We start from the raw sequence: 22,734 nt of genomic DNA, 5'->3' as shown, positions 1-22,734 counted from the left end.
ACTCAGGAAACCAACCGCTATCCAGTCATAATCAGCACATAGGATTCTTTGGAATTTAGAAGCCGCTCGGGCTTGACCGCAATAGTCGCAACAGCCTATGGCTTACCACTGGGTTGCTTCTTTTCCTTTGATGACCGCCAGCCTTATGAAGGCCTCGTCATTGTCCATTCATTGGTCTTCCTAGCCGATGCCTTTCCGCATGGTCTTATGGTTTTTGTCGATTATCGTACTGCCCCGCTCTTACCAGGAGGCAGATCCAAGCGCTCTTTCGACTAAAAATCTACTAACCGTTAAAAAGGCTGGAAGAGCAACACTATTACGATATCAACTCCGCTATGACTGTAACGCTGGAATTACTGCTTATTTATGTGTTGTCCATGTTCTTTTTGGACAGATTATTCAGGCGTCTAAATATCCTGTCAGAGCAGGCGCTAACCCGATCCTCCCCTATTGACGCACTACGAGGCGTACTCTCTACCACTGTGGTCTGCTGCCACTTTATGGTGACCTACCAATGGAAGACCACTGGCGAATGGGCAGGCTCAGACAGCAGTGCGCTCCTGAACAATATGGGGGCGGTTCCCGTCACGCTCTTTTTCATGATTACAGGCTTTCTATTCTTTGGAAAAATTTATCAGCGCAAGCCTGACTGGCCACATATATTCCAGTCTCGATTCTGGAGAATCATGCCATTGTACGCATTCGTCGTGGCAGTAGTCGTATTTATCAGCTTGTATCGAACCGGATTTGATCTGGTATCGCTTACTCAACTGGCCAAGGAAAGTCTGAGATGGGTTGTTTTTCTTGGTGCCTCTTTTAATGGCTTTCAAGAGAGTCGCATCATTACGGCCGGCGTCCAGTGGACGTTGAAATATGAATGGTTCTTTTATCTAGCCCTTCCTGTTCTCGCAGCGCTGATCAACCGCGAAAACTATGGCCGCTACCTTGCCCTATCTCTCATCGTGGTAGTAGCTGCATTACCTGCAGCACAATTGGAAGTGTTAAAGCTCATTTCTTGCTATTCTTTATTGCCGGATTTATCCCCGTGCTGATCAAGCGACACCGGCCAGCATGGATTGATTATCTAAAGAAACCTGTCTATGGCGCTCTGGCAATAGCTCTCATTGCATATAGCATGACAATGCCGGATTACTTTTCTGTACCTCAGATTTTGCTTCTTAGCATAGCGTTCGCCATTATTGCACTAGGTAACGATCTATTTGGATTATTAAGTAGTTACGGCTTGAAGGCTTTAGGTGAAATTAGCTACAGCGTTTATTTGATTCACGGGCTGGTGCTATATAGCCTCTTTTTCTTGGTTACAGGTCTATCCTTTTATAGACAGCAATGTTTCCCACTACATTATGCTTCTGCCTTTGGTGCTGGTATTGGTATGCGGGCTTTCCCTGTTAACTTTCCTGGGAATAGAAAAGCCTTTCATGTTGAAGCCGAGAAAAGGCGTAAACACCATACCGCCTCTCTAAAAAGATCTGGGTGTCATAGTTTCAACTATGACACCCATGTTTTTAATAATTTAAAATCCCTAATAAACCAGAACGATTTCTAGATACTGTTTTGGCTTTAATTTTGAACATATCATTTGATCGAATGCTCTCATACACCTAGAAGAAAATGAAACCCGATAAAGTGGGCTTTAAAAATTTTCCGTTAATCAAGCAAAAAGAAATTCTCTGCATGAAGCCAAAGCGATGTTCGCACCTAAAACTTCTTTAAATCATACGGATAGAAAGGCTCTACTGGAAAATGCAAGAATGCTATGAATTTTACTTTCAATCACTATAAGTCCCAACCAGGTGGCAAAGTATATCAGTCCCAACATGTCCAAAAATTTACATAGCCTTTACCTGGAACGGGTATCGTCTTTACAACAGAAAGGCTTTAATGCGAGGGCAAGCGAACGATCCGTTGTTTGGTTTGTAACACGTCATCAGCCACCCCAGAAGCAGTGATTTCCCCCGTTGCTGCTTTTTTACTGGGGTGGTCTTTTTCAGGACGCACCAATCAAACGCGCGCTATCAAGGTAGCGGGAAGTGGCTAACGTTTGGTTAAGATCAGGCGTGCAAAGCTAGCTGCCAAACAGCGGCCTTACCGCAGTAAGGCGGAAACCGTTTGCCTTTAACGATGGGCGAGGCCGTGCGAGGAGCACCTATAACTGTCCAGATGCCACTTTCTGGACACGTCTGACCTGTTGTGCACTGGGTACCGATAGGGGTGATAGTAGGCATATCTACTACTTCTGCAGTATTACTTCTCATGACAATACAAACGTAGCTGACTATGGTCTGTTGAGGTTAACGCAGCGCTGTTGTTTTGCAACTAGCTTATATCGGCTGGCCTACCAAAGATGACTAACGGCATGACTATGTATAAATGAGGACGATCTCCATGACTCCGCTACGCTTAATAGGGTGAAAGTCAACCAGAAAACCGTTACAGGCTATTTAAAGCAAGTTAATATCACACTGATATCACAGTATTGATCATCTAGTTATATAAATAAGGCACCTCATGCCTCAAATCAGTGCTGGCTATAGGATGGGCTTAGGATTGGAGCTGCTATAGCAGAAAATAGTACTTGAGAAAGATACGATTACTTTTAGCAAAAGGCTCTGTTGAGCACGACTGCCTACCTGTGACCGAATAGTATTGCGTTATGATCTTCGATAGACCCTTATCTGAAATTCCTAAAGCCAACGACACCTCTTCGCTAGTCTAGTAAGCGGTTTTATTTTTACTGTATAAATTTCTTACATCGATCCTATCTCAAGAACTAAGTCATGAGATTTGGGTTCGATATGACCTCTTCGCAGATCATCCCAGCGATCGCTGTCTCTGGTTTGCTTGTGCGTTTACCAGACGTATCAAGGCTCACTTATGCTTCATGTGCGACAACTTCATAAAAGCTACCCCACCCCTCAGGGCATTCTGCCGGTACTTCGAGGTATAGATTTAGATCTGCAGCGTGGTGGCAGTCTGGCTCTTATGGGCGAGTCGGGAAGTGGTAAAAGCACACTCCTTCATCTTATCGCCGGACTCGACAAGGCAGATAGTGGCCGCATCGATATTGATGGAAAGGCATTACACTCACTTAACGAACAAGCGCTGGCTGACTGGCGTCGCTGTGAGATTGGCCTGATTTTTCAGCAGTTCAACCTCATCGGCAGTCTGACGGTAGAGGATAATCTAGCTTTTCAGGCGCGGCTTGCGGGACGGCACAATCCATTGTGGCAGGCCCAGCTTGCCGAGCAACTGGGTCTGAGCGAGTTATTGCAACGGTACCCAGAGCAGCTTTCGGGAGGACAACAACAGCGTGTGGCATTGGGTCGAGCCCTGGCATCACGTCCAGCGTTAGTACTGGCTGATGAACCGACCGGTAACCTGGACGAAGTAACTAGCGCCCAAGTACTCAAGCTGTTGCTGGATCTGGTAGACCGTAGTGGCTGTACGCTGCTAATGGTTACTCATAGCCCACAGGTAGCGGCACAGTTGCAGCAACGCGTCGTGTTGCGGGCAGGCCAAATTGCTACCCCTATGGGAAGCTGACCATGGGTGTTGTGTATTGGTCTGTGCGCAGCCTAATCAGTCACTGGCGAAAACACCCCGTGCAGTTTTTCAGTCTATTTACCGGGCTCTGGCTAGCCACGGCATTATTGACTGGCGTTCAGGCGCTTAATAGCCAGGCAAGGCAAAGCTATGCGCAGGCCAGTCAGCTCATTGGCGGTTTACCTCAAGCGACACTTTCTGCACGTAATGGCGGACTTATTTCTCAGGAAAGCTTTCTTGAGTTACGCCGACAGGGATGGCCTGTATCACCAATGTTACAAGGCAGCGCCATTATTCAAGGTCAAACACGCCGTCTGCAAATCATGGGTATCGAACCAGTGAGCCTGCCGGTGGGCTCGTCCATAGCGGGCGAACCAACCGAAACACAGGACTTGATGGCGTTTATTAGTCCACCTGGGCAAACCTGGGTTGCTAACCAAACACTACATGAATTGAACCTGCAGGAGGGTGAGCAGCCTTACCTGGTTAATGGGCAACGCCTCCCGCCGATAACAGGTAAGTCAGGCATGGCTCCCGGCATGTTGCTAGTCGACATCGGAGTGGCCCAGCGGCTACTTGAGGCGCCGGACCAACTCTCACGTCTTGTTCTCCCAGCAGGTTTTCAGGCACCCCTTCCTTCTCCGTGGAATGAATGGTTGCAATGGCAGCCCCATTCAAATGAAAACGACCCGGGACAGCTCACCGAAAGTTTCCACCTCAACCTAATGGCGCTTGGGCTGTTAGCCTTTGCAGTTGGATTATTTATTGTACACGCGGCTATCGGGCTGGCCTTGGAGCAACGAAGACCCTTATTGCGTACATTGCGCGCCAGCGGTGTAAGTGTTCAAAAACTCCTGATAGCGCTGACTGGAGAACTGATAGCGCTCGCGTTGCTAGGGGGGCTGGCAGGTATTGTTAGCGGCTACGTACTGGCCAGCCTACTCTTACCGGACGTGGCAGCCAGCTTACGAGGTTTATATGGTGCTGAGGTGGCCGGAGAGCTCTCTCTCAGTCCAATCTGGTGGCTAGGTAGCCTGGGACTTAGCCTTCTGGGTGCGCTGTTGGCCGGCGCAAACAGTTTATGGCGCGCCGCTCGGTTGCCATTGCTAGGACTCGCCAATAGCGAGGCTTGGCATCAGGCCCACCGTGCCTGGCTAAAACGCCAAGGATGGATCGCCGCTGTTGCAGCAGTGGTTGCCTTCATTGCCTGGCTGACAGGCAATAGCCTGGCGGCAGGTTTCGTCATGATGGGCAGCCTACTGCTCGCGGCAGCTCTAGGTCTGCCGGTAGCGCTCAGCGGTCTGCTGAGACTGGCGCCTGCCTCCATGCGATCACCATTACTGGGCTGGTTTATTGCCGACTGCCGACAACAGTTACCTGGCCTGAGTCTGGCCCTCATGGCTTTGTTGTTAGCCCTTGCCGCTAATATTGGTGCCGGCAGTATGACAGAAGGGTTTCGGCATACCTTTAGTGTCTGGCTGGATCAGCGCCTTTCTGCCGAACTTTATATCCGCCCAGCTAGCCCGGATCAGGTGGAAGAGATGGCTAACTGGCTAACAGCGCGTCCTGAAGTTGACCGTGTTTTGGCAGGTCTTGAGCTTGAAACGCAATTGGGTGGTTGGCCTTTGACCATTGCAGGCGTAGAGGATGATGAGCTTTACCGCAACCATTGGCCCTTACTAGAGGCACGAGCAGGTAACCCTTGGGACGCACTCTTCAAGGGCGATAGCGTCATGCTTAGTGAACAACTGGCTCGGCATTTAAACGTTGAAATAGGCGACACGGTAAAACTACCGGCAGCCGAAGGGGCGTGGCTTGCCAAGATCGTGGGTATCTACGCGGATTATGGAAACCCTCGTGGCCATGTTCTGGTAGATGCTAAGGCAATGAAAGCCCATTGGCCCAACCTGCCGGTAAGCCGTTATGCGCTGCGCATGGAGCCCTCCGCCGTCGGCAACCTGAAACAGGCCATCAAGGATACGTTTGCTCTCGATGACTCCCGTCTTGTGGATCAGGTACAGCTCAAACAATGGGCAACACAGGTGTTTGAGCGCACGTTCAGTGCAACCTCGGCCCTTAATACGCTGACGCTGGGCGTAGCAGGTGTTGCGCTCTTTATTGCTTTATTAACGCAAAGCCAGAGCCGCCTTGGGCAACTCGCGCCGTTATGGGCTATGGGGGTTACGCGGCGCCAGCTGATGCTGCTTAACGTAGGTCAGACGTGGCTGCTAACACTGCTAACATTGCTCCTGGCGATTCCTCTGGGCATTCTGCTGGCATGGTGCCTGGTAGCCGTGATTAATGTTCAGGCCTTTGGGTGGCGTTTGCCACTTCAGGTTTTTCCGGATCAGCTGACGCGTCTGGCAGGACTCGCTCTACTGGCTACCTGGCTGGCCTCAGCTTGGCCTCTCTGGACCCTGTGGCGGAGCCGCCCGATTGACTTGCTGAGGGTACTGTCCGATGAACGCTAGGATTGGCTGTCTGGTTGTAGGCCTTTTTGTCCTAGGCGGATGCGATGACTCTTCATCCAAAGGACAAGGCTTTGCCGGTCTGGGCCAGGAAAGCAAGGGCTTTGCTCAGGTCGTACCGGGCAAGGTGTTCTCTTTTCCAGCCGATCATGGCGCCCATCCTGATTTTCGTATCGAGTGGTGGTATGTCACTGCCAACCTAAAGGACGCTGCCGGCAATGACTATGGCGTGCAATGGACGCTTTTTCGTAGTGCCATGCGTCCCGCAGCCGACCAGCCCGGCTGGGGCAACGGGAATCTGTGGTTAGGTCACGCGGGACTGACTACCCGCACGCAGCAATTCCATGCCCAGACACAGGCGCGAGGGGGCGTTGGACAGGCCGGCGTGACAGCTGAACCTTTTGCTGCCTGGATTGATGATTGGTCAATGCAAGGCGAAGCATCGTCAGATCTTAAAGTGCAGGCCCGTGGCGATACGTTCTCTTATCAGCTCCAGTTGACGTCAGATCAGCCACTTGTGCTCCAAGGGGACCAAGGCTTGAGTCGCAAGTCAGCCAGAGGCCAAGCGTCTTATTACTACAGCCAACCTTTTTTCCGCGCACAGGGTGTATTGAAAATCGAGGGCAAACCCGTGGCCGTAAACGGCACGGCCTGGCTTGATCGCGAATGGAGTAGTCAGCCGCTCTCGGAAGATCAGCATGGATGGGACTGGTTTTCGCTACACCTGCAGGATGGTCGACAACTTATGGTGTTCCGCTTGCGACAGGCAGATGGCGATAACTACCTGAGCGGTACCTGGATAAAGGCCGACGGCCAGACCGAACCCCTGCAAAGAGACGAAATCGAGTTGAAAGCCTTGGATGAACATTTGATTGCGGGGCGGAAAATTCCAACGCGCTGGTCTTTGTCCCTAATCAAACGCGGGCTTAACATTGAGGTGTCAGCCATTAATCCCAACGCCTGGATGGATTTGGGAACACCCTATTGGGAAGGGCCCGTACGCGTACAAGGCAGCGAAACCGGAATCGGCTATCTGGAAATGACAGGTTACTGAGCCTGCGCCGCGTTGATAAAAACGCAGGCTCAGCCCGATCAGCTTACTGCCAATCGGTCCAGGTCTAGCATGTCCAAGGTCTGATCAAGTTGGTAAACGGAATTGGGATAAGCAACGCCCATCTCCACGAAGTGAGGGTTCTCTTTGAGGCGCTGAATGAAATAGGTATCGGAAGTATCGTAGATCCAGGAGTTTGATCGGGATTGAAATTTCGGAAAGTCATCATAACTTCCCTTTCGCCTGTCCAGTACGCGGTGGAGGTTGTCCCGTAACAACAATAGGCTTTCATTTGGCATGTTATTGATCCAGGTGACAACGGCCTGCTGGTCCTGGTTATCCTGCAGATCAAATCCTTTGAGTTCGGCGTAACGGGAGAGCAACGGCAGAACGTTATAACCATCTCCGCTCTGGTCTGAAAGTGCTTTTGCCGCCGCCTCATCAAGCCCAGCGTGAGTTAAAAATTGGCTGGTTTCCGGCGTTTGAAAGCGATTGGCCATTTCATGGTGTTTGATAACGTCACGAGTGCCCAATGTGATGGTCGAAAGCAGCACTACACCAAGGCCGATTGGGCCAAAAACAGTGCCTGTGCCCAAGGCTGATGTCACTCCTCCTGCTGCGGATAATGTATAGAGTGACGCTCCCACCGTATCGCCAGACTCCGCCGCCTTGCCTGCGTTGACCAGATCAAACAGCGAGCTGGCAACACCCAAGACTTTTACCGCAGGACGAGAGCTACCGCCGGCCAATGTGTTTACCCAACCATCCTTGGGTATCTTACCCATGCCGATCAAGAGTTCGGTCGTCTTTTGGGCCGTGCCGGCAGCGTCAAGACAAACCTTAAGGATGGCTTCGGGGCTCTGGTGTTTATGTAACGCAACCCCGGAGCTTGCCAGTACGGCAGCGGCACCGGCCGCCCCGATCATCCTCAAGGTTTGGCCAGCGCGCGCCTGATTATCAAAGGTCCTGACACCATTGGTTGATTTGATATCGTCCAACTTGAGATTGAAGCGAGCGAGACGGTCGGTAATCTGCTCGGTTGTTTCGCCGGGCCTCGGCAATGCCTCTTTCAAGGCATCAATAGCCTTATTGAGATCCTTGTCTGGTATACCAAACAGAGCAGCTACTGGGCCTTTTTTGAGCCCTTCCAGTTTGTTGAGGGCATTTTGCAGGCTGGCAGCATCTCCCACCTTTACATTCTGAAACTCTGGCATCACCTTGTGCCGTAGAACCTGCGTAGCCACTTCCTCAAGAAACTTTCGACCACGATCCGTTGTTTTGCCAAACTGCCCAATCAGCTTCCATTGATCCAGATCGTTTGTCAGTTCCGGATATTGGGCCACCGCAGAACTCATGGCTGTAATTGCGTCGGGATTATCCAGTGTCCTGCGGATTTGGTCCTCGATCGCCTTGCGGTCACCTTTAAAGTCTGCCGGAAGATTTTGCAGCGCCTGTAGCTGGTATAAGAGATCACGCCCGTCCTCAGCAACTTGGTCTTTTAGCGCCTGGGTCTGCTCTTCCCACTCGGACGGTCGCGAGTCAAGATAATCCTGGATGGCGTTATCCCGCTGCTCAGTAGTCATGACAGCGCCCCCATTCAGGGTGAGCCAATTGAGCTCTTCCATCTGTTTTCCATACGCCTGCAGATCATCCGTAACCTTTTTCTGGAACTGATTCAGGCCTGGCAGGATATCGCCCTCTAAAACATAGCGTGTGTCGCCTTGGCCCACAAAGCTCAGCACCTGCAGCGGGTAAGCTGGACTTGCTCCTTCGGCAATGCTCTGCACAGTTCCGGTCCGCTCGTAAAGTCCGAGCTCGACCAAACGCTTAATGGTCTCCTCAGCACCAGGCTGACCGGCAATGCGTCCGGTTACGTTGACCAGATGATACGCCCCTGACGAGCCTACCATGGGCGGGACTGGATTATCGCTGGGCTCGATCAATACCTTTTCCAGTCCGGGAATTGCCGCTTCGACGACCTTTGCCGCAAGATGCGGGTCAAGGTTCTGTGTCATGTTATCCAGTCGTTCGAATACAGTTTTCATCGGTACGAGCTGGCCAGACTGGTTATCCTGCTGATTCAAGGCGTCAAGCGCGTATTGCCCTGCACTTTGGAAGATCTCCTGGCCTGTTGATGACTGCAACAAAACCTCTTTTACATCAGGTGTAACGGTGGAATAAGCCTTTCCTAGTGTCTCCAATGCGGCAACAGGATTCGGCGATGCGTTAACCTGCTGAACAATCTCCCTGACCTGCGCTTCCACGTCCGGACCCTTGTGGCTGGAAGGCGTCAGCACCAACCCCATCTGTTCGGCACCCTGCTCTATCGCTATCTGAGCCGGCCCACTGTCCGTCCAGTCATGATCAAATAACCATTGCGCAGAGTCGTTACGCTCAGCGGCTGGCAAAGCGGACAAAAACGTTTGCACGTCTTGATTCAGTTGTTCGGTCTCTACTGCGTAATCGATCGCGCCGTCTGCAGTGTTAGCGTGTTCGATGGCATTACCTCGAGACTGCAGGTTTTCAAGGAACAGTGTTTTGCCATCAGGCTGTACGGCCAGCTGCTCTGGTGCTGGAGGAGGTAAAAAGACCACATCACCGGCGTGAATGTGATCAATATCAGAAATCTGCGGATTATGTTGGGCTGCCTCGTGCAGTGAGACGTAATGCTTCTTGGCGATACCCGTCATGGTGTCACCCGGCTCTACAACTACCTTTTGCTGCTGCAGGTGCGACTCAGGGAGTCTTGGTGCGTCCCCTTCAGGGCGCGGCGTTTCTTGGGATCGCTTGATAAACGCGCTAAATGAATGAAGTGCGGTGCGGAAGTTACTGCGAGAGGTTCCGGCATTATCGATCGGCATCGCCATGGCGTAATGTCCTCGGTAGGCTTCGGTCGTCAGCCTGACCAAGGATGCTTGGCTTAAATGAAAAGCACATGACACGTTAACGCCAAGCTGAAGTAACCATGCTTACGGCTCCATAAGGAACAATAACCTCTACACGTTAATACTCCGTCAGGATAAAAGGCTTATAGCCAGAAAAATCATCATTGACCGATTGCTTAATACAGTAAAACAACAAGAATCCGTCAGGTCATGAAATTACTTTGCCATTACTTTATTTTCATGATACTCGGGCCGACGAATGGTAATGCGCGTTTTAACCAATAAAAACCTTATAAAAATCAGTCGTTTAAATTATCAAATAAAGCCTTATCTGACTTTGTTTCAATTCATGTCAATGTTTTGGCATATCGCTTGTATAGCTCAGTACGCAGAGCACAGAGCGCGCTCCGCTTGGCAGTAGCCTAGCCAATTCTTTTTAATTCTGAGCCTCCGCCTGATCTTGCAGTACAGGAAATGGTCGCGGTTGGTCACAGCAGTCTGGTGATACCAATGTTTTTTTCGAAACTGTTAAAGAAAAGCCTTCCCCTAGCAGCCGCCTTGGCGCTTGGAACCACTTACGTACAAGCCGAACCGGTCGATCTGGTTAGTCTGAACCTGTCCGGTGCGGGATTTGCCCCCCATGTTCTACCTGGAATCAATGGCACCAACTATATTTTTCCAGTGGAATCCTATTTCCAGCAGTGGAGCGCCAGGGGCATCAAGACCTTCCGCTTCCCCATTATCTGGGAGCGCCTGCAACCCAAGCTGGGTGGCCCGCTGGATCCAGCCTATGTTGCGTTGATCGACCGCACCTTTGGTTATGCGCAAAAGCACAACATCAAGATCATTCTGGACCTGCATAACTATGCACGCTATCGCGGCCAGGTGATTGGTACCAGTGGCGTTCCGTATGCGCGCTACCAGGAGATCATGACCAAGATTGCCCAGCAGTGGAGTAATCAACCCGCCCTGTACGCCTACGACATCATGAATGAGCCCAACGGGGCCCTGGCCTACTGGGCGACCGCTGCGCAATACGGTATCAACGGTGTGCGCGCCGTGGACAAGACCCGCCCGATCATTGTGGAAGGTAACGGCTGGTCGAGCGCTACCCGCTGGGCGGAGTGGAATGATCCCTTGCTGAACCTGAAGGATCCGTCCAACAACATCATTTTCTCGGCGCACTCGTATTTCGATGAGAACGCCGGTGGCAGCTATGGTGACGTAGACGTCAACAAGCTGGACGTGATGTACGGCGTGAATCGGGTCAAGCCGTTCGTAGAGTGGCTGAAAAAGCATGGTCAGCGTGGCTATATTGGTGAGTTCGGCGTACCGGATAACAACCCGCGCTGGAACATCCTGATGGACAACATGCTGGCCTACCTGAAAGAGAATTGCGTACCGGCGTCCTACTGGGCGGCAGGTCCGGGTTGGGGCAACTATTTCATGTCGGTTGAGCCGGTAAATGGGCAGGATCGCCCGCAGTGGCCGACCCTTAAGAAGTATATGGACAGCAGCAGCTGTACGGAAATAGGCCCGAAGAAGGCAGCAACAACTTCTCCTGCACCTACACCGACCGTTGTTGCGCCGGCACCATCCACTACGACGGGTTCCGTGACCAGCACCATCAACAATTTTACCAACACCGATTGGCTCAATGGTGTGTACCGTAAGAAGGCTGGCTTCTCGGTACCGGGCACGACCGCCAACAAAGCCGCCTTTCAGGTGGGCAAGTCGGTTAAGCTAGCGGATGGTCAGGTCCGCAAGATTACCTATGTGCAGGCTGGCACTAATCTAGGTGTCTATGTGGATGGCGCGGCAGTCAATGGGTCGGTCGTAGGTTATCCCAAGACGCTGACTGTTTTGTCTAAATAACAACAGTCTCTTACCTACGGGCTGTGATGGATTGTATCTGGAGCTAGGGACAGCTCCTTATCTTTACTTTTTCTCCCTCCATAATAGGCCAGGTGCGTTCGTATCAGACGCGTATTTTGCCAGCCCATACCAGATTCCCTACGTAAGACAACAAAACGGCATTCTCTAGCAGCTACATAAGCTGATCGTTATTGCCTCGCTATGCATCATCTCTCCTGTAATCCCTTCTGAGTCAATCTATCTGCTTGATCTGGCTTTACTGGCATCCCTTAAAGGAAAAGGCCGGGTATAAGCCCAGCCTTTTCCTTTATTAAAAATGAATCAGGTCATGCCTCTCATTCCTCTGGCACCAGACAACGACTCAAGCCATGTTGGGTATGGATACGGTACCGCTGCGACTTCGTCAGTAGCTCTGGCTGTATGTTGATAGTGTGTTTTGAGTGCCTGTAGGGCGAGAAGAAAAGCCGTAGGTGCTTGATACTCGAACACACCTACCAACGGCCACATGGCAAGGTTGGCCAGAAAGAACGCCAGCGTAAAGTCCAAGTTGGGATTTAGCTTCGTTGCAACCCTGTAGTGGATGAACAAGCCAATCGGAATAATGGCAAATGTCAGGAATCCGAAGCGGAATAAGGTACCAATTACCCCTACGTCAGACAGAAAGAAGTAGTTGCTGAAGAACCGTTTGAATCCATCATTCCACATCAGGCTCAAGCTGCCGCTAGGAACCCAATTGTATTCATGCAAATGGTTCATGATGGCGGCAATGGTGTTTTCCCGCACATTGTCCGTAGGCCCGCTCTCCACCGATTGCATATAGAAGTCAAGGTTGAGCCCCAAGCTATCGAGGATATGCGGGTTCACCAATATCGGAAAGAGCGCAATGCTACCCAGGATCATGGGCATCACCATGCGGCTTTTCAGACACATCGCGGTAAAGAGAAAGCAGATCACGATGACCTGTCTTGTCTGCATGACAAAGACAATCGTGGCCAGAAAGACAAACGCCAGGATGCCATAGAGCACTTTTGACTTTGGAGCGCCGTTCAGGGGAGATCGTCCATGCCCCATGAAATAGACGCTAAGGCAGTAGGAGAAGATGATGGCCGCTGCGCCGGGCGAGGCACGCCCGGGACGACTAAGGTCAAGCACCTGCTCACGAAGATCGGGCAGCACGCCTGCATAGGAAAGCCAGGAAAGCCCAACGGAGATGAGACCGACCAGCAGTATCAGCTGCTCGAATTGGGTAGCGGTTACACGCTTTGCAAAATAGACAATAACGAAAAAGCTGAAACAGAACAGGACACGACGCTCTTCAATCAATCCATAGAACAGCGGCTGCCCATAAAAAAGATTTGAAAATAACGCAGGTAGAAAACAGAACACAAAGGCAGAAAAAAGGCAAAAACTCAAGCCGAGGTTGTAGTCCTGCTTGTTGGCCGGAGGTGTACCTGTAAGAAGAAGCGCTGTAAAACCCAAGCATATCGCCAAGTACAATTCACTGACGTACTTTACGCCAATAGGGTTTGTGTGCCCTTGCTCGAACACACCAAATTGAAAAATAAGAAGAATAAACAAACATACGTAATAGACGTTACGCTTGCTAACCGTGATCATTAATTTTATGTCCTTTACATGCGGTTTGTTTTCGAAACCACCAAGCGTGCCAACCTACACCAATCTGTTGAGGGATCATAAAGCTAGTGGCGACGCAGACGCTGTCAAGGCAGGCAATGGACTACTTAGATCAATGCTTGAAACAGACAAGCTTAGTATTGCGGGCAATTATTACCGTCATATTGGCTCAAATAACCAGACTACTGTGACGGTACGAGTGATTTCGAAAGAATACTGGCTATTTGCCTTCTATTGATAAATAACTTATAAATCATCAAAACAAACTCATAGTACGTTCAATACAAAAGCAATTGACAAAAAACCTTGGTTTTGTGAGTTTGCCTGCATAAATACTTTGAATTAGTTCTCTTCTTTAGTAATAGATCACCCCTCCCGCAGCTTATTAGGGCCTTTTTAACCAAGGCTCACTAAAGGACCCGCATAGCGATCAGATGCAGGGTGGAGGCGGAGCATAAGAAAGGCTTTGACTGGGCAGGAAAACCTTTAGACGAGCGGGAAGAGTCTTCAAGAATCTCTTGAAGTAGCCTGACTCTAACTAGATAACACCCAACGATGTAGCCGATTCTATGAATGCCTTGATCATGCTTGTTGACTCGGCCCGTGACCGTTATCAAGTCGATACCTTACTAAAACCTGACGGGACACTGGTTATTACCGCACTACCTGTTGAAGGAGGTCATCCACTTGAGTGGATCTTAACGTCTGACCAGGCGCGTAACCGTCTGCTTTTGGAAACGGTCCTGATGGATATCCAGCGTCGGCTTAACCAGCCGGCATCCAATAGCCATGAATTTACTCATGAGGATGATCCATTACATCATGGCTCGCTCGGGTAGTCATTATTTACCCCTCTTTATCACAGTGCTTTTACAGTGCTTCTCATGTTCCTTGCCTCACTTGCAGCACAAAGCACTTCTAGTCTGACGTCCGTACCGGATGGGCTAAACGCGTGTTGCACCCTCTCCATCTTGGTGGGTTGCCACGTGGAAGGTTCTCTGATTTTGCCTTTTGTCACCATTACAGGACGTCCAACTCGCATGATGCGCAAATCTCCTTTTCCGCCTATGTCTTGCGCCTTTCTTTCTGCCGGCGGGAGGTGGGATGCATGCCCGCTCATATGATTGAACCGGCACAACCCTAGGGTTCCGAAAACCTGTCCATCTGCATTGCACATATTGACCACCGTCACTACTAAACCTCTGGGCATGGGGTTGGGCTCTCCATAATTTACGGCTTCGTGCGCTAACCGGTGGGCAGATGCATATCGCTCCGGAAACGGGGCAAGGAATACGGATATGTCTATAACTCGCGCAGAAGAAAAGGCTGTACATACCGCAAGTGAGCCCACTCAAGAACAGTTGCTCCGTACCGTTACTGGCGGGGCAGTACGGGTTGTGGATTACGAGCCGACTATCCGTATGCTGGTCGTGGAGATTCTTGAGGAACTCGGCTACCACGCCCTGATAGCTGAAGATGGCGCTTCTGGCTTGGCAATCCTGCAATCCGATACCGCTATCGGCCTGTTAGTTTCCGATGTTGGGCTAACGGAAGACAAATGGCTGACGCCGCGTATTAGCCGCCCTGACCTCAAGGTGCTATTTATCACAGGTTATGCTGAGAGCGCTGTGGTAGGCGATGGAAACCTGGAAATCGACACGCCTATTATGACCAGCCCCTTCACGGTCGATATATTGACCGAGCGAATCTAACAGTTGATTGAAGGTAGTTAACTGGCGGTTTTTCAGCTCCTTCTTGGACGGGTCATCTCTATAGTTGGACAGGTTGTGCTCTACCAGCTTGAGCACACTGCAGACTCTGCATTCATAGCTGCGCCTGGTAGTTAGCTTTTTAGGAATGTCGCAGTAGAAAACAGGTAGCTGGTAGAGGTTCGCTTTCGAGAACGCCTGAGCCATGGATGCAGTGAGCTTTATCCGTCACTGAATAAATTCAAGCCTCAAGACTGACCGCCGATACATGTCATCAGACAACAAAAATTCGGCGTGCTTTCGCCTCTACTTTTGCGGATGACAAATATGCTACTACGCAGTTGGAACATAGCCCCCCGGGCTGCGCTTGGGTTTGGCCTGATCGCGCTGATGGTTGCTTTTCTAGGTATTTTCTCGCTAGGCAAGATGTCCAACATCCGTGACCGTAGTGTGGCTATAGAAGCAGAATGGGTACCCAGCATCCGCATCGTAGATAGCATCCGGGAAAACATGCTGCGTATTCGCACCATTTCCTTGCGCATGGCGCTTGATCCCGACCCTAAAAGCATCGACACCTATGCCAGCCAGTATGAGGCCCGTAATAAGGTTTTGATGGATAACATCAAAGCGTTTGAGGCCTTTGTCGATACGCCCGAAGAGCAACGCCTGTACGGACAATTCAAACAGGATTTTGCAGTCTACCAGCAGGGTATGACCAACTCGTTTGTCCTGGCCCGCCAAGGCGATACTATCGCCTTGAATAAACTCACTCTGGTTGACATGAAGCCTGTCATCGATGGCACTGGCAAGACATTGGGCGAGCTGGGAGACTACTATGCACAAGGGATCGAGCGCGAAGGAAAGAGTTCGGCGGATCAATACGCCAGCTCTCGTGCCATTGTTATCCTCGTGATTGCCTTGGCGGCCCTGGCTACCGTGCTTATGGCCTGGCTTCTGACGCAAAGTATCGTCAGGCCCCTGCAGAGTGCTGTGCGCGCCGCACAACAGGTTGCCAAAGGAGACCTGACCACTCACATTGAAGTCAGCGGTAGCGATGAGGTCAATCAGCTTCAGGTAGCACTGCGCCAGATGCAGGACAATCTGCGTAACACCCTGGCTCAGATTTCAGGGTCATCAACCCAACTGGCGGCAGCAGCTGATGAACTCAACGCCGTAACCGAAGAAGCCAGCCGCGGCCTGCAACAGCAAAACGATGAGATTGAGCAGGCCGCTACCGCTGTAAACGAGATGAGCGCAGCGGTTGATGAGGTAGCACGTAACGCAGTATCGACATCTGAGGCCTCCAAGAGCTCGACCCAGTCAGCACAGGCCGGTCATGTTCGAGTCAATGAAACCATTACAGCCATCACAGACCTGTCGGAAGAGGTTCAGTCTACCTCCGTACTGGTAAGACAACTTGCCGATCGATCGCAGGAAATTGGCAAGGTGCTGGATGTTATTCGTGCCATTGCAGAACAAACCAATCTACTGGCGCTGAATGCTGCGATCGAAGCTGCCCGTGCAGGCGAATCCGGTCGTGGTTTCGCTGTAGTCGCTGACGAAGTAAGAGCCCTTGCCCATCGTACGCAACAGTCGACGCTTGAGATCGAGCAAATGGTCTCTGGCATGCGCAATGGCGCAAGTCAGGCCTTGAACTCCATGCAGATCAGCAGCACTCGCGCTCATTCCACACGGGAGCTGGCAGAAAGTGCAGGCCAGGCGCTAAGCGAGATTACGTCGTCGATCAGCGAAATGTATGAGCGTAACCTGGTAATTGCCAGCGCAGCCGAAGAGCAGGCTCAGGTAGCCAGGGAAGTTGACCGTAACCTTGTCAATATCCGTGATCTATCCGTGCAGTCTGCCACAGGCGCGCATCAAACCAGCGCGTCCAGCCATGAGCTGTCACGTCTATCGGCTGAGCTTAACTCTCTGGTCAATCGCTTCAAGGTCTGATCGTTTATTCAATGATCGCTTTACGACAGAAAAGATGTGAAAGCCCTCTTTAGCAGAGGGCTTTTTTGTTGAAAGCTGGCCAGATCTTCAGATGGATTGCTCTTTACGAGTGAAACAGTGGCCTATTCTTAAGTTAAGCATGAGGCGCACCCGATGAATCTGATAGCCGATAAACTTGCCCGTCTCGATCCGCCGCTTAAGTTTCTTTTTGAACCTCGCGGCCCAGACATGCTTTTGACCTTGATCGACCCAGCCGTTCCTGCACGCGTGCAGCGCCGCCTCGACCCCAAGCTCATGATGAATAAGGATGCGCTAAACCTGACATTGGTCTATGCCGTCAATGAATTACGGGCTAAAGGCTCCCATGTGCCTTTGGAAAAGGATTACATTTTTATCTGATACCTCTTCGACCCACCGAATGGAACCTGGTGCTTCTATCGCCTATCCTCTCAGAGCAGTACGCACCATGGCAGAGAGATCCTCGGGACGATAGGGTTTGGTAAGCAAATGGATATTAGGAGCCAACGTGTTGTTCTGCGAAAGGATGTCCCGGGTATGGCCTGAGGTAAACAATACCGGTATTGCAGGTTCCTGCATCCGAGCCCATGCCGCCAGATCCGTACTTTTGAGCCGACCGGGCATCACGACATCCGTGAAAATCAAATCAACCCTCGTTCCGGCTTCCAGCAGCTGCATGGCCACGTCCGCATCAGGCGCTTGCGCCACGTCATAACCGGCCTGCTGCAGTAACTCTACAACAGAGAATCGAACACCTTCATTATCCTCTACTACCAGGATGGTTTCCCGCCCCTCAAGTGTATAGTCATGTTTGCCCTGGTCATCTTCTTCGGCCTGTTTGTGACTGCGTGCGAAATACATCCGTACCGTCGTACCGCATCCAGGGGCGCTCTGAATATCAATATGGCCCCCACTCTGCTTGACGAAGCCAAACACCATGCTAAGACCAAGTCCCGTACCCTGCCCTTCAGCCTTGGTCGTGAAGAATGGCTCGAAGACGTGCTCCAGCACTTCTGGCTTCATACCTTCGCCCGAATCGGCAACGGACAGGCAGAGGTAGTCCCCAGGACTGATGTCCTTGCCTGCACAGTAATCTTCATCCAGCACGACATTGTCGCCATGAACGCTGATCAGCCCTTCCCCATCCATCGCATCACGGGCATTGATGGCCAGATTGAGAATAGCGTTTTCCAACTGGTTACGATCAACGTGTATGCACCAGGCATTGTTAGGCAGGGACATATCGATTTCGATGGTCTCGCCCAGTGCACGCTGAAGGAGCTCCTCCAGCCCTTCGAAAATATGGGCTGGGTTGTAAACGCCGGGTGATAAGGCTTGGCGACGGGCAAAGGCCAATAGTTGGGAAGACAGCTTGGCTCCTCGCTCCACCGCATTGATGGCAGCCTCTACGCGGCTCTGTACACGAGGGTTGTCCTTTTCCTGACGAGCCAGCAGATGCAGGTTGCTCGAAATGACCTGCAGGACATTATTGAAGTCATGTGCAACGCCTCCGGTCAGTCCGCCAATTGCCTCCAGCTTTTGTGATTGCCGGAGCTGCTCTTCTGCCAACGAGCGGGCCTGCACTTCAGCAGCGACCCGCTGCTCCAGATTGCGCGTCAGTTGGTAAAGAGCCTCTTCCGCCATCTTGCGTTCATGAATATCAATCAGAACACCGGGAAAGCGAAACGGCTCTCCATGCTCGTCAAACTCGCATAGACCACTCGCCAACACCCAGCGGAAAAGACCGTTCGAACGGCGGATACGGCATTCGGCATTAAACGCGCCGCCCTGATCAAAGGTCTGCCTGATATGCATCCGGATCTTTTCCAGGTCATCCGGATGAATGAAGCCGCTGGCGGTCTGAATGGGGATACCTGCCGCCGCTTCGTCCACGGGGTACGAAAAGGTTCGTGCGAAGCGCTCATCTCCAGTCAGGGATTGTGCTTTGATATCCCAGACGAACAGTCCCAGGAGCGCGCCGGAGTTCAATGCCAGTTGCAGTCGTTCATTCGTTGCCCGGAAGGAACGCTCGGCCTCCTGACGTCGCCGCTCCGACAGTACGTGTTGAGTGGTTTCGATAACGATGGCCATGACGCCAGCCGGCATGCCGTCATCCTCAGGCACCGGACTATAGTAGAGGTCCATCGAGACGTCTTCCGGACGCCCATTACGAAACAATACAAGCTCTTTGTTCCGGTAAGAGAGCGTACCGCCAGCCAGACAGGTATCAACCACGTTCCGATTGAATTCGGCAACTTCCGGCCAACCGATCTCGACTGGCGAGCCGAGAAGAAAAGGATGACGTCCCGCCGCAAACACGGCATAGGCATCGTTATAAATCATATAGCCAGGCCGTCCCCACAACATGACGAGGGGAACAGGAGAAGCCAGTAGAAACTGGACGGCAGCACTCAGACTTTTGGACCACTGTTCAATGGGACCGAGATCCGTACGAGACCAGTCGAAAGACCGGATACGCTCGGCCATCTCACCGCTCCAGCCCAGGCAACCATGATCGTCCCTTAAAAATTGCATGGATTGTCTCTTAGGAAAAAGGCCTGTTCAGTATGTTGGTGTCCAGATACGACCACAGCAACAAACAACAATTCTAAACAAACGAAGCGGCGGCAAGGTCAGTCTATTCGGCAACGATAGCAGCCTTTTGAAATGGCCGTCCGTCCACGGTGAAAAACCGCCAAGTAAAACACGCCGGTAAGCGCTACCCTCTATACGTCCTGAGCGCGGCCAGACACATGGCCATGCGCTACACGGGTAATCAATAACAAAAGCTATAAGGAGATTACATGTCCGTTCATATTGAAGAGCGATTTTCTGCTCGTCTGGCGTTACGTTGTGCGCATTGGGCTGAGCGCTGGTTCCCTGACTCCTGGGTCTTTGCCGCTGTCGCCGTGGTTGTGGTGGCGCTTGCCGCCACCCTGCTCGGTACACCGGCCTCAGGAACAGCCAAGGCATTTGGCGACGGATTCTGGAGCCTGATTCCCTTCACCATGCAAATGGCGTTTGTAGTGATCGGCGGCTACGTTGTGGCCAGCTCAGCGCCTGCGGCCCGTCTGATCGACTGGCTGGCTCGCATCCCACGCAATGGTCGGTCGGCTGTCTGCTGGGTAGCGCTCATTTCAATGCTGGCTTCTCTGCTCAACTGGGGGCTCAGCCTGGTCTTTGGAGGGCTCCTGGTAAGAGCCCTTGCCCGACGTGCCGATTTGAGAATGGATTACCGGGCCGCAGGTGCAGCGGCCTATCTCGGGCTGGGCGCCGTATGGGCCTTGGGTCTGTCGTCCTCAGCGGCCCAGTTGCAGGCAAATCCGGGAAGCCTGCCCCCGTCTGTTCTGGCGATTACCGGTGTCATCCCCTTTACGGAAACCATTTTCCTCTGGCAGTCAGGCGTCATGCTGCTTGCGCTGATCGTGCTGTCGCTGATCATTGCATATGCTACTGCGCCTGGAGAATTGACTGCTCGTACTGCGCGTGAGTGTGGAGTCGACCCCGTACTGGAAACACCGGCTCGGCTAGTGCGAACACGCCCAGGCGAATGGCTGGAGCATAGCCCGCTTCTGACCATTATCATTGTGCTGCTAGCGCTGGGGTGGCTTTGGCAGGAGTTTGCTTCCAAGCCTGCCATTGAGGCCATTTCAGGGCTCAACACCTACAATCTGTTATTTCTGACGCTTGGTGCGCTTCTGCATTGGCGTCCTCGTCATTTTCTCGATGCAGTGGCGCGTGCTGTGCCGACCACTACTGGTGTCCTGATCCAGTTTCCCCTCTATGGCTCCATTGCTGCGATCATGACAAAGGCGACAGGAAGTGATGGTCAGACGCTTGCCCACCATATTTCCGCCTTCTTCGTTCAACTGGCCTCACACGATACATTTGCGGTCCTGATGGGCGTCTATTCAGCTATCCTGGGTTTCTTTATTCCTTCAGGCGGGGGTAAATGGATCATCGAGGCGCCTTACGTCATGCAGGTTGCCAATGACTTGCACTACCACCTGGGCTGGGCAGTCCAGATCTACAACGCAGCTGAAGCGCTACCCAATTTGATAAACCCCTTTTATATGCTGCCTTTACTAGGCGTTCTGGGGCTCAAGGCGCGCGACCTTATCGGTTTTACCTTCATGCAGATGCTGGCGCATATTCCGTTGGTGCTGATTCTTTTATGGGCATTGGGGGCCACCCTGACGTATCTGCCACCAGTCATGCCTTGATGAATCCACCACAGATGATGAACGGTCGTTTGAACAGACGAGACAGCTGTACAGATTAAGTCCACCAATGTCATATTGATATCAAGTTTGCTAGCCACTTCTCATTTTGTGGCTAGCCCCCCTTACGCTCAAGAGCGCTATCTTCAAGTAGGCCCAGCTCTGGCTCCAGCATGTCTTTTAGAGGTAAATAAGGTTGTTGTACTGCCTCGGCCTATTCTTCACGGCAGTGGGTGTAACGTGTCTGCTTTACAAGCCCAATGACACGATGCTCCAGTTCGAAGGATACGGTCTCATCATCGTTTCTGTGTTTATTCTTCGAGAAGCCTTCCTGAGCAAAAAGCCTCCCAGGAATTGAGCTTGTCATAACGCCTCTGCCCGTCTGGCGCTTGCATGACACATTCGTAAACGCTTGCCCCAAAGTCCATACGACTTTTGAGCCTTTGAGCTTTGCTGCCGCCATTGATATCATCACGACATCAATCGTAGGGGGGCTCAGGCGCGGTCGTTGCGCAGCATGAACCTACCCATAACCGATACGGAATGAGTCTGGTCACGCGTGAGGTTACTGTTACTCACCATGCCGGAATAGGAATGGCTTTCTCTTCGCCTTTCAGAAAGCAAAAAGCAGGATGCTGGATATGGACTTCTTTACTAACCTCACCACCCTTTGTACAACCCAGGTGTTAACGCCGGGCCGCCCTATTGCCTGCCTGGCCATAATAGGCCTTGTGGCTACAGGGGTTGCGATTCACACCGAGCTTAGACGGCATAAGGATGAATAATCTGATCGCTTCCGTCCTGAACGCTTCATCCAGCTACTTACGTCCCAACGACGACCACTAGCATGAGTGAATGGGATCCTGTGGACCTGCTGCTGATGGCCATTAGCGGACTATGCCTTCTGTCAGCGTTTGGCTTGATGGTGCTCTGGCACTGATGGTCTGGCACGCCGGTTGCTGCAGGCAACAGTGTAATGACCGTTGCGTCAAATAATCTGTCAGCCTGGAAACCACGATGAACGCTCTTCAAGTACTCGACGCTTCCATCCATACATTGGATACCCGTGAGGACGTCACTAATCTGGCCAAATGCTTTGATTTGCAAGGGTTGCAGTATCTTGAAATCCAGGCTGTCCAAAACTTTCAGTCAGCGATGGCACATTGGCCATTGTTGATGGAAACCCTTCAGCCGTCGCTGGTCGGTTACGAGACGATCATCAATCCGCTTCCAGCCTATCTCTGATAAGGTTGAAGCGGATCCGCATGGCATAGAAAAGAGCAGTACAGCGGATACATCGGCAGAAATAGCTCTCTTCTGGCTATTTATTTTTATTCGGAAGGCGTTAGCAAGTGA

Annotated in this window: 14 protein-coding genes and 1 pseudogene; 12 read left to right on the top strand and 3 right to left on the bottom strand. The window is 51.7% G+C overall.

Annotation, left to right across the window (positions count from 1 at the left end):
• Window positions 1–335 precede the first annotated feature (335 nt).
• The 5 genes from AC4LF3_RS22755 (at window position 336) to AC4LF3_RS22735 (ending at window position 7,086) form a co-directional block, all read left to right on the top strand.
• Window positions 336–1,052, top strand: a complete 717-nt coding sequence (locus AC4LF3_RS22755; protein WP_491836812.1) for an acyltransferase family protein — start codon at window positions 336–338, stop codon at window positions 1,050–1,052.
• A complete protein-coding gene (locus AC4LF3_RS22750; RefSeq protein WP_491836811.1) occupies window positions 1,046–1,567 on the top strand; it encodes a hypothetical protein in 522 nt (173 codons plus the stop codon). The genes AC4LF3_RS22755 and AC4LF3_RS22750 overlap by 7 nt, the downstream gene beginning before the upstream one ends.
• A gap of 1,328 nt (window positions 1,568–2,895) precedes the next feature.
• A complete protein-coding gene (locus AC4LF3_RS22745; protein WP_010798697.1) occupies window positions 2,896–3,564 on the top strand; it encodes an ABC transporter ATP-binding protein in 669 nt (222 codons plus the stop codon).
• A gap of 2 nt (window positions 3,565–3,566) precedes the next feature.
• Window positions 3,567–6,035, top strand: a complete 2,469-nt coding sequence (locus AC4LF3_RS22740) for an ABC transporter permease (RefSeq protein ID WP_491836810.1) — start codon at window positions 3,567–3,569, stop codon at window positions 6,033–6,035.
• On the top strand, window positions 6,025–7,086 hold the full coding sequence (locus AC4LF3_RS22735; RefSeq protein WP_491836809.1) for a lipocalin-like domain-containing protein: 1,062 nt from the start codon (window positions 6,025–6,027) through the stop codon (window positions 7,084–7,086). Before AC4LF3_RS22740 ends, AC4LF3_RS22735 begins: the two co-directional genes overlap by 11 nt.
• A gap of 38 nt (window positions 7,087–7,124) precedes the next feature.
• Here the strand turns inward: AC4LF3_RS22735 and AC4LF3_RS22730 are convergent, their stop codons facing one another.
• Window positions 7,125–9,950 (bottom strand): LysM peptidoglycan-binding domain-containing protein, encoded by a 2,826-nt coding sequence (locus AC4LF3_RS22730; RefSeq protein ID WP_491836808.1) that lies wholly within the window; start codon window positions 9,948–9,950, stop codon window positions 7,125–7,127.
• 528 nt (window positions 9,951–10,478) lie between these two features.
• On the opposite strand from AC4LF3_RS22730, the pseudogene AC4LF3_RS22725 reads away from it, so the two are divergent.
• A pseudogene (locus tag AC4LF3_RS22725) lies at window positions 10,479–11,594 on the top strand (glycoside hydrolase family 5 protein); the annotation flags it as partial.
• 570 nt (window positions 11,595–12,164) lie between these two features.
• Here the strand turns inward: AC4LF3_RS22725 and AC4LF3_RS22720 are convergent.
• Complete coding sequence (locus tag AC4LF3_RS22720) at window positions 12,165–13,460, bottom strand: hypothetical protein (RefSeq protein ID WP_491836807.1); 1,296 nt, start codon at window positions 13,458–13,460, stop codon at window positions 12,165–12,167.
• A 587-nt stretch (window positions 13,461–14,047) separates the two neighbouring features.
• On the opposite strand from AC4LF3_RS22720, the gene AC4LF3_RS22715 reads away from it, so the two are divergent.
• From AC4LF3_RS22715 to AC4LF3_RS22700, 4 genes are all read left to right on the top strand, one after another.
• Entirely contained in the window at window positions 14,048–14,317 is a 270-nt protein-coding gene (locus AC4LF3_RS22715) for a hypothetical protein (RefSeq protein WP_125889087.1), read from the top strand.
• Window positions 14,318–14,776: 459 nt separating this feature from the next.
• The gene (locus tag AC4LF3_RS22710) at window positions 14,777–15,190 is read left to right on the top strand and encodes a response regulator (protein WP_491836806.1); all 414 of its coding nucleotides are present in this window, start codon (window positions 14,777–14,779) and stop codon (window positions 15,188–15,190) included.
• Between the two features lie 324 nt (window positions 15,191–15,514).
• Complete coding sequence (locus tag AC4LF3_RS22705; RefSeq protein ID WP_491836805.1) at window positions 15,515–17,140, top strand: methyl-accepting chemotaxis protein; 1,626 nt, start codon at window positions 15,515–15,517, stop codon at window positions 17,138–17,140.
• Between the two features lie 153 nt (window positions 17,141–17,293).
• A complete protein-coding gene (locus AC4LF3_RS22700; protein WP_197873287.1) occupies window positions 17,294–17,539 on the top strand; it encodes a hypothetical protein in 246 nt (81 codons plus the stop codon).
• Window positions 17,540–17,581: 42 nt separating this feature from the next.
• Here the strand turns inward: AC4LF3_RS22700 and AC4LF3_RS22695 are convergent, their stop codons facing one another.
• Window positions 17,582–19,693, bottom strand: a complete 2,112-nt coding sequence (locus tag AC4LF3_RS22695; protein ID WP_491836804.1) for a hybrid sensor histidine kinase/response regulator — start codon at window positions 19,691–19,693, stop codon at window positions 17,582–17,584.
• A 269-nt stretch (window positions 19,694–19,962) separates the two neighbouring features.
• Here AC4LF3_RS22695 and AC4LF3_RS22690 point away from each other — a divergent pair, with 269 nt between their 5' ends.
• Together AC4LF3_RS22690 and bcsR are read left to right on the top strand one after the other, a co-directional pair.
• Entirely contained in the window at window positions 19,963–21,381 is a 1,419-nt protein-coding gene (locus AC4LF3_RS22690; RefSeq protein WP_491836803.1) for a short-chain fatty acid transporter, read from the top strand.
• Window positions 21,382–22,395: 1,014 nt separating this feature from the next.
• The gene (gene bcsR / locus AC4LF3_RS22685) at window positions 22,396–22,623 is read left to right on the top strand and encodes a BcsR/BcsP family cellulose biosynthesis protein (protein ID WP_074828942.1); all 228 of its coding nucleotides are present in this window, start codon (window positions 22,396–22,398) and stop codon (window positions 22,621–22,623) included.
• Window positions 22,624–22,734: the final 111 nt, after the last annotated feature.

It is taken from the genome of Pseudomonas sp. C2.3V (genome assembly GCF_058536325.1).
Note: the sequence above shows the minus strand (reverse complement) of the source record. Positions and strands in the feature narration are given on the sequence as shown.

Excerpts from the sequence above, each read along its gene's own strand:
- AC4LF3_RS22755 (WP_491836812.1), top strand. The coding sequence starts at position 336 with ATGACTGTAACGCTGGAATTACTGCTTATTTATGTGTTGTCCATGTTC.
- AC4LF3_RS22745 (WP_010798697.1), top strand. The coding sequence starts at position 2,896 with ATGCTTCATGTGCGACAACTTCATAAAAGCTACCCCACCCCTCAGGGC.
- AC4LF3_RS22740 (WP_491836810.1), top strand. The coding sequence starts at position 3,567 with ATGGGTGTTGTGTATTGGTCTGTGCGCAGCCTAATCAGTCACTGGCGA.
- AC4LF3_RS22735 (WP_491836809.1), top strand. The coding sequence starts at position 6,025 with ATGAACGCTAGGATTGGCTGTCTGGTTGTAGGCCTTTTTGTCCTAGGC.
- AC4LF3_RS22730 (WP_491836808.1), bottom strand. The coding sequence starts at position 9,950 with ATGGCGATGCCGATCGATAATGCCGGAACCTCTCGCAGTAACTTCCGC.
- AC4LF3_RS22720 (WP_491836807.1), bottom strand. The coding sequence starts at position 13,460 with ATGATCACGGTTAGCAAGCGTAACGTCTATTACGTATGTTTGTTTATT.
- AC4LF3_RS22715 (WP_125889087.1), top strand. The coding sequence starts at position 14,048 with ATGAATGCCTTGATCATGCTTGTTGACTCGGCCCGTGACCGTTATCAA.
- AC4LF3_RS22710 (WP_491836806.1), top strand. The coding sequence starts at position 14,777 with ATGTCTATAACTCGCGCAGAAGAAAAGGCTGTACATACCGCAAGTGAG.
- AC4LF3_RS22705 (WP_491836805.1), top strand. The coding sequence starts at position 15,515 with ATGCTACTACGCAGTTGGAACATAGCCCCCCGGGCTGCGCTTGGGTTT.
- AC4LF3_RS22700 (WP_197873287.1), top strand. The coding sequence starts at position 17,294 with ATGAATCTGATAGCCGATAAACTTGCCCGTCTCGATCCGCCGCTTAAG.
- AC4LF3_RS22695 (WP_491836804.1), bottom strand. The coding sequence starts at position 19,693 with ATGCAATTTTTAAGGGACGATCATGGTTGCCTGGGCTGGAGCGGTGAG.
- AC4LF3_RS22690 (WP_491836803.1), top strand. The coding sequence starts at position 19,963 with ATGTCCGTTCATATTGAAGAGCGATTTTCTGCTCGTCTGGCGTTACGT.
- bcsR (WP_074828942.1), top strand. The coding sequence starts at position 22,396 with ATGAACGCTCTTCAAGTACTCGACGCTTCCATCCATACATTGGATACC.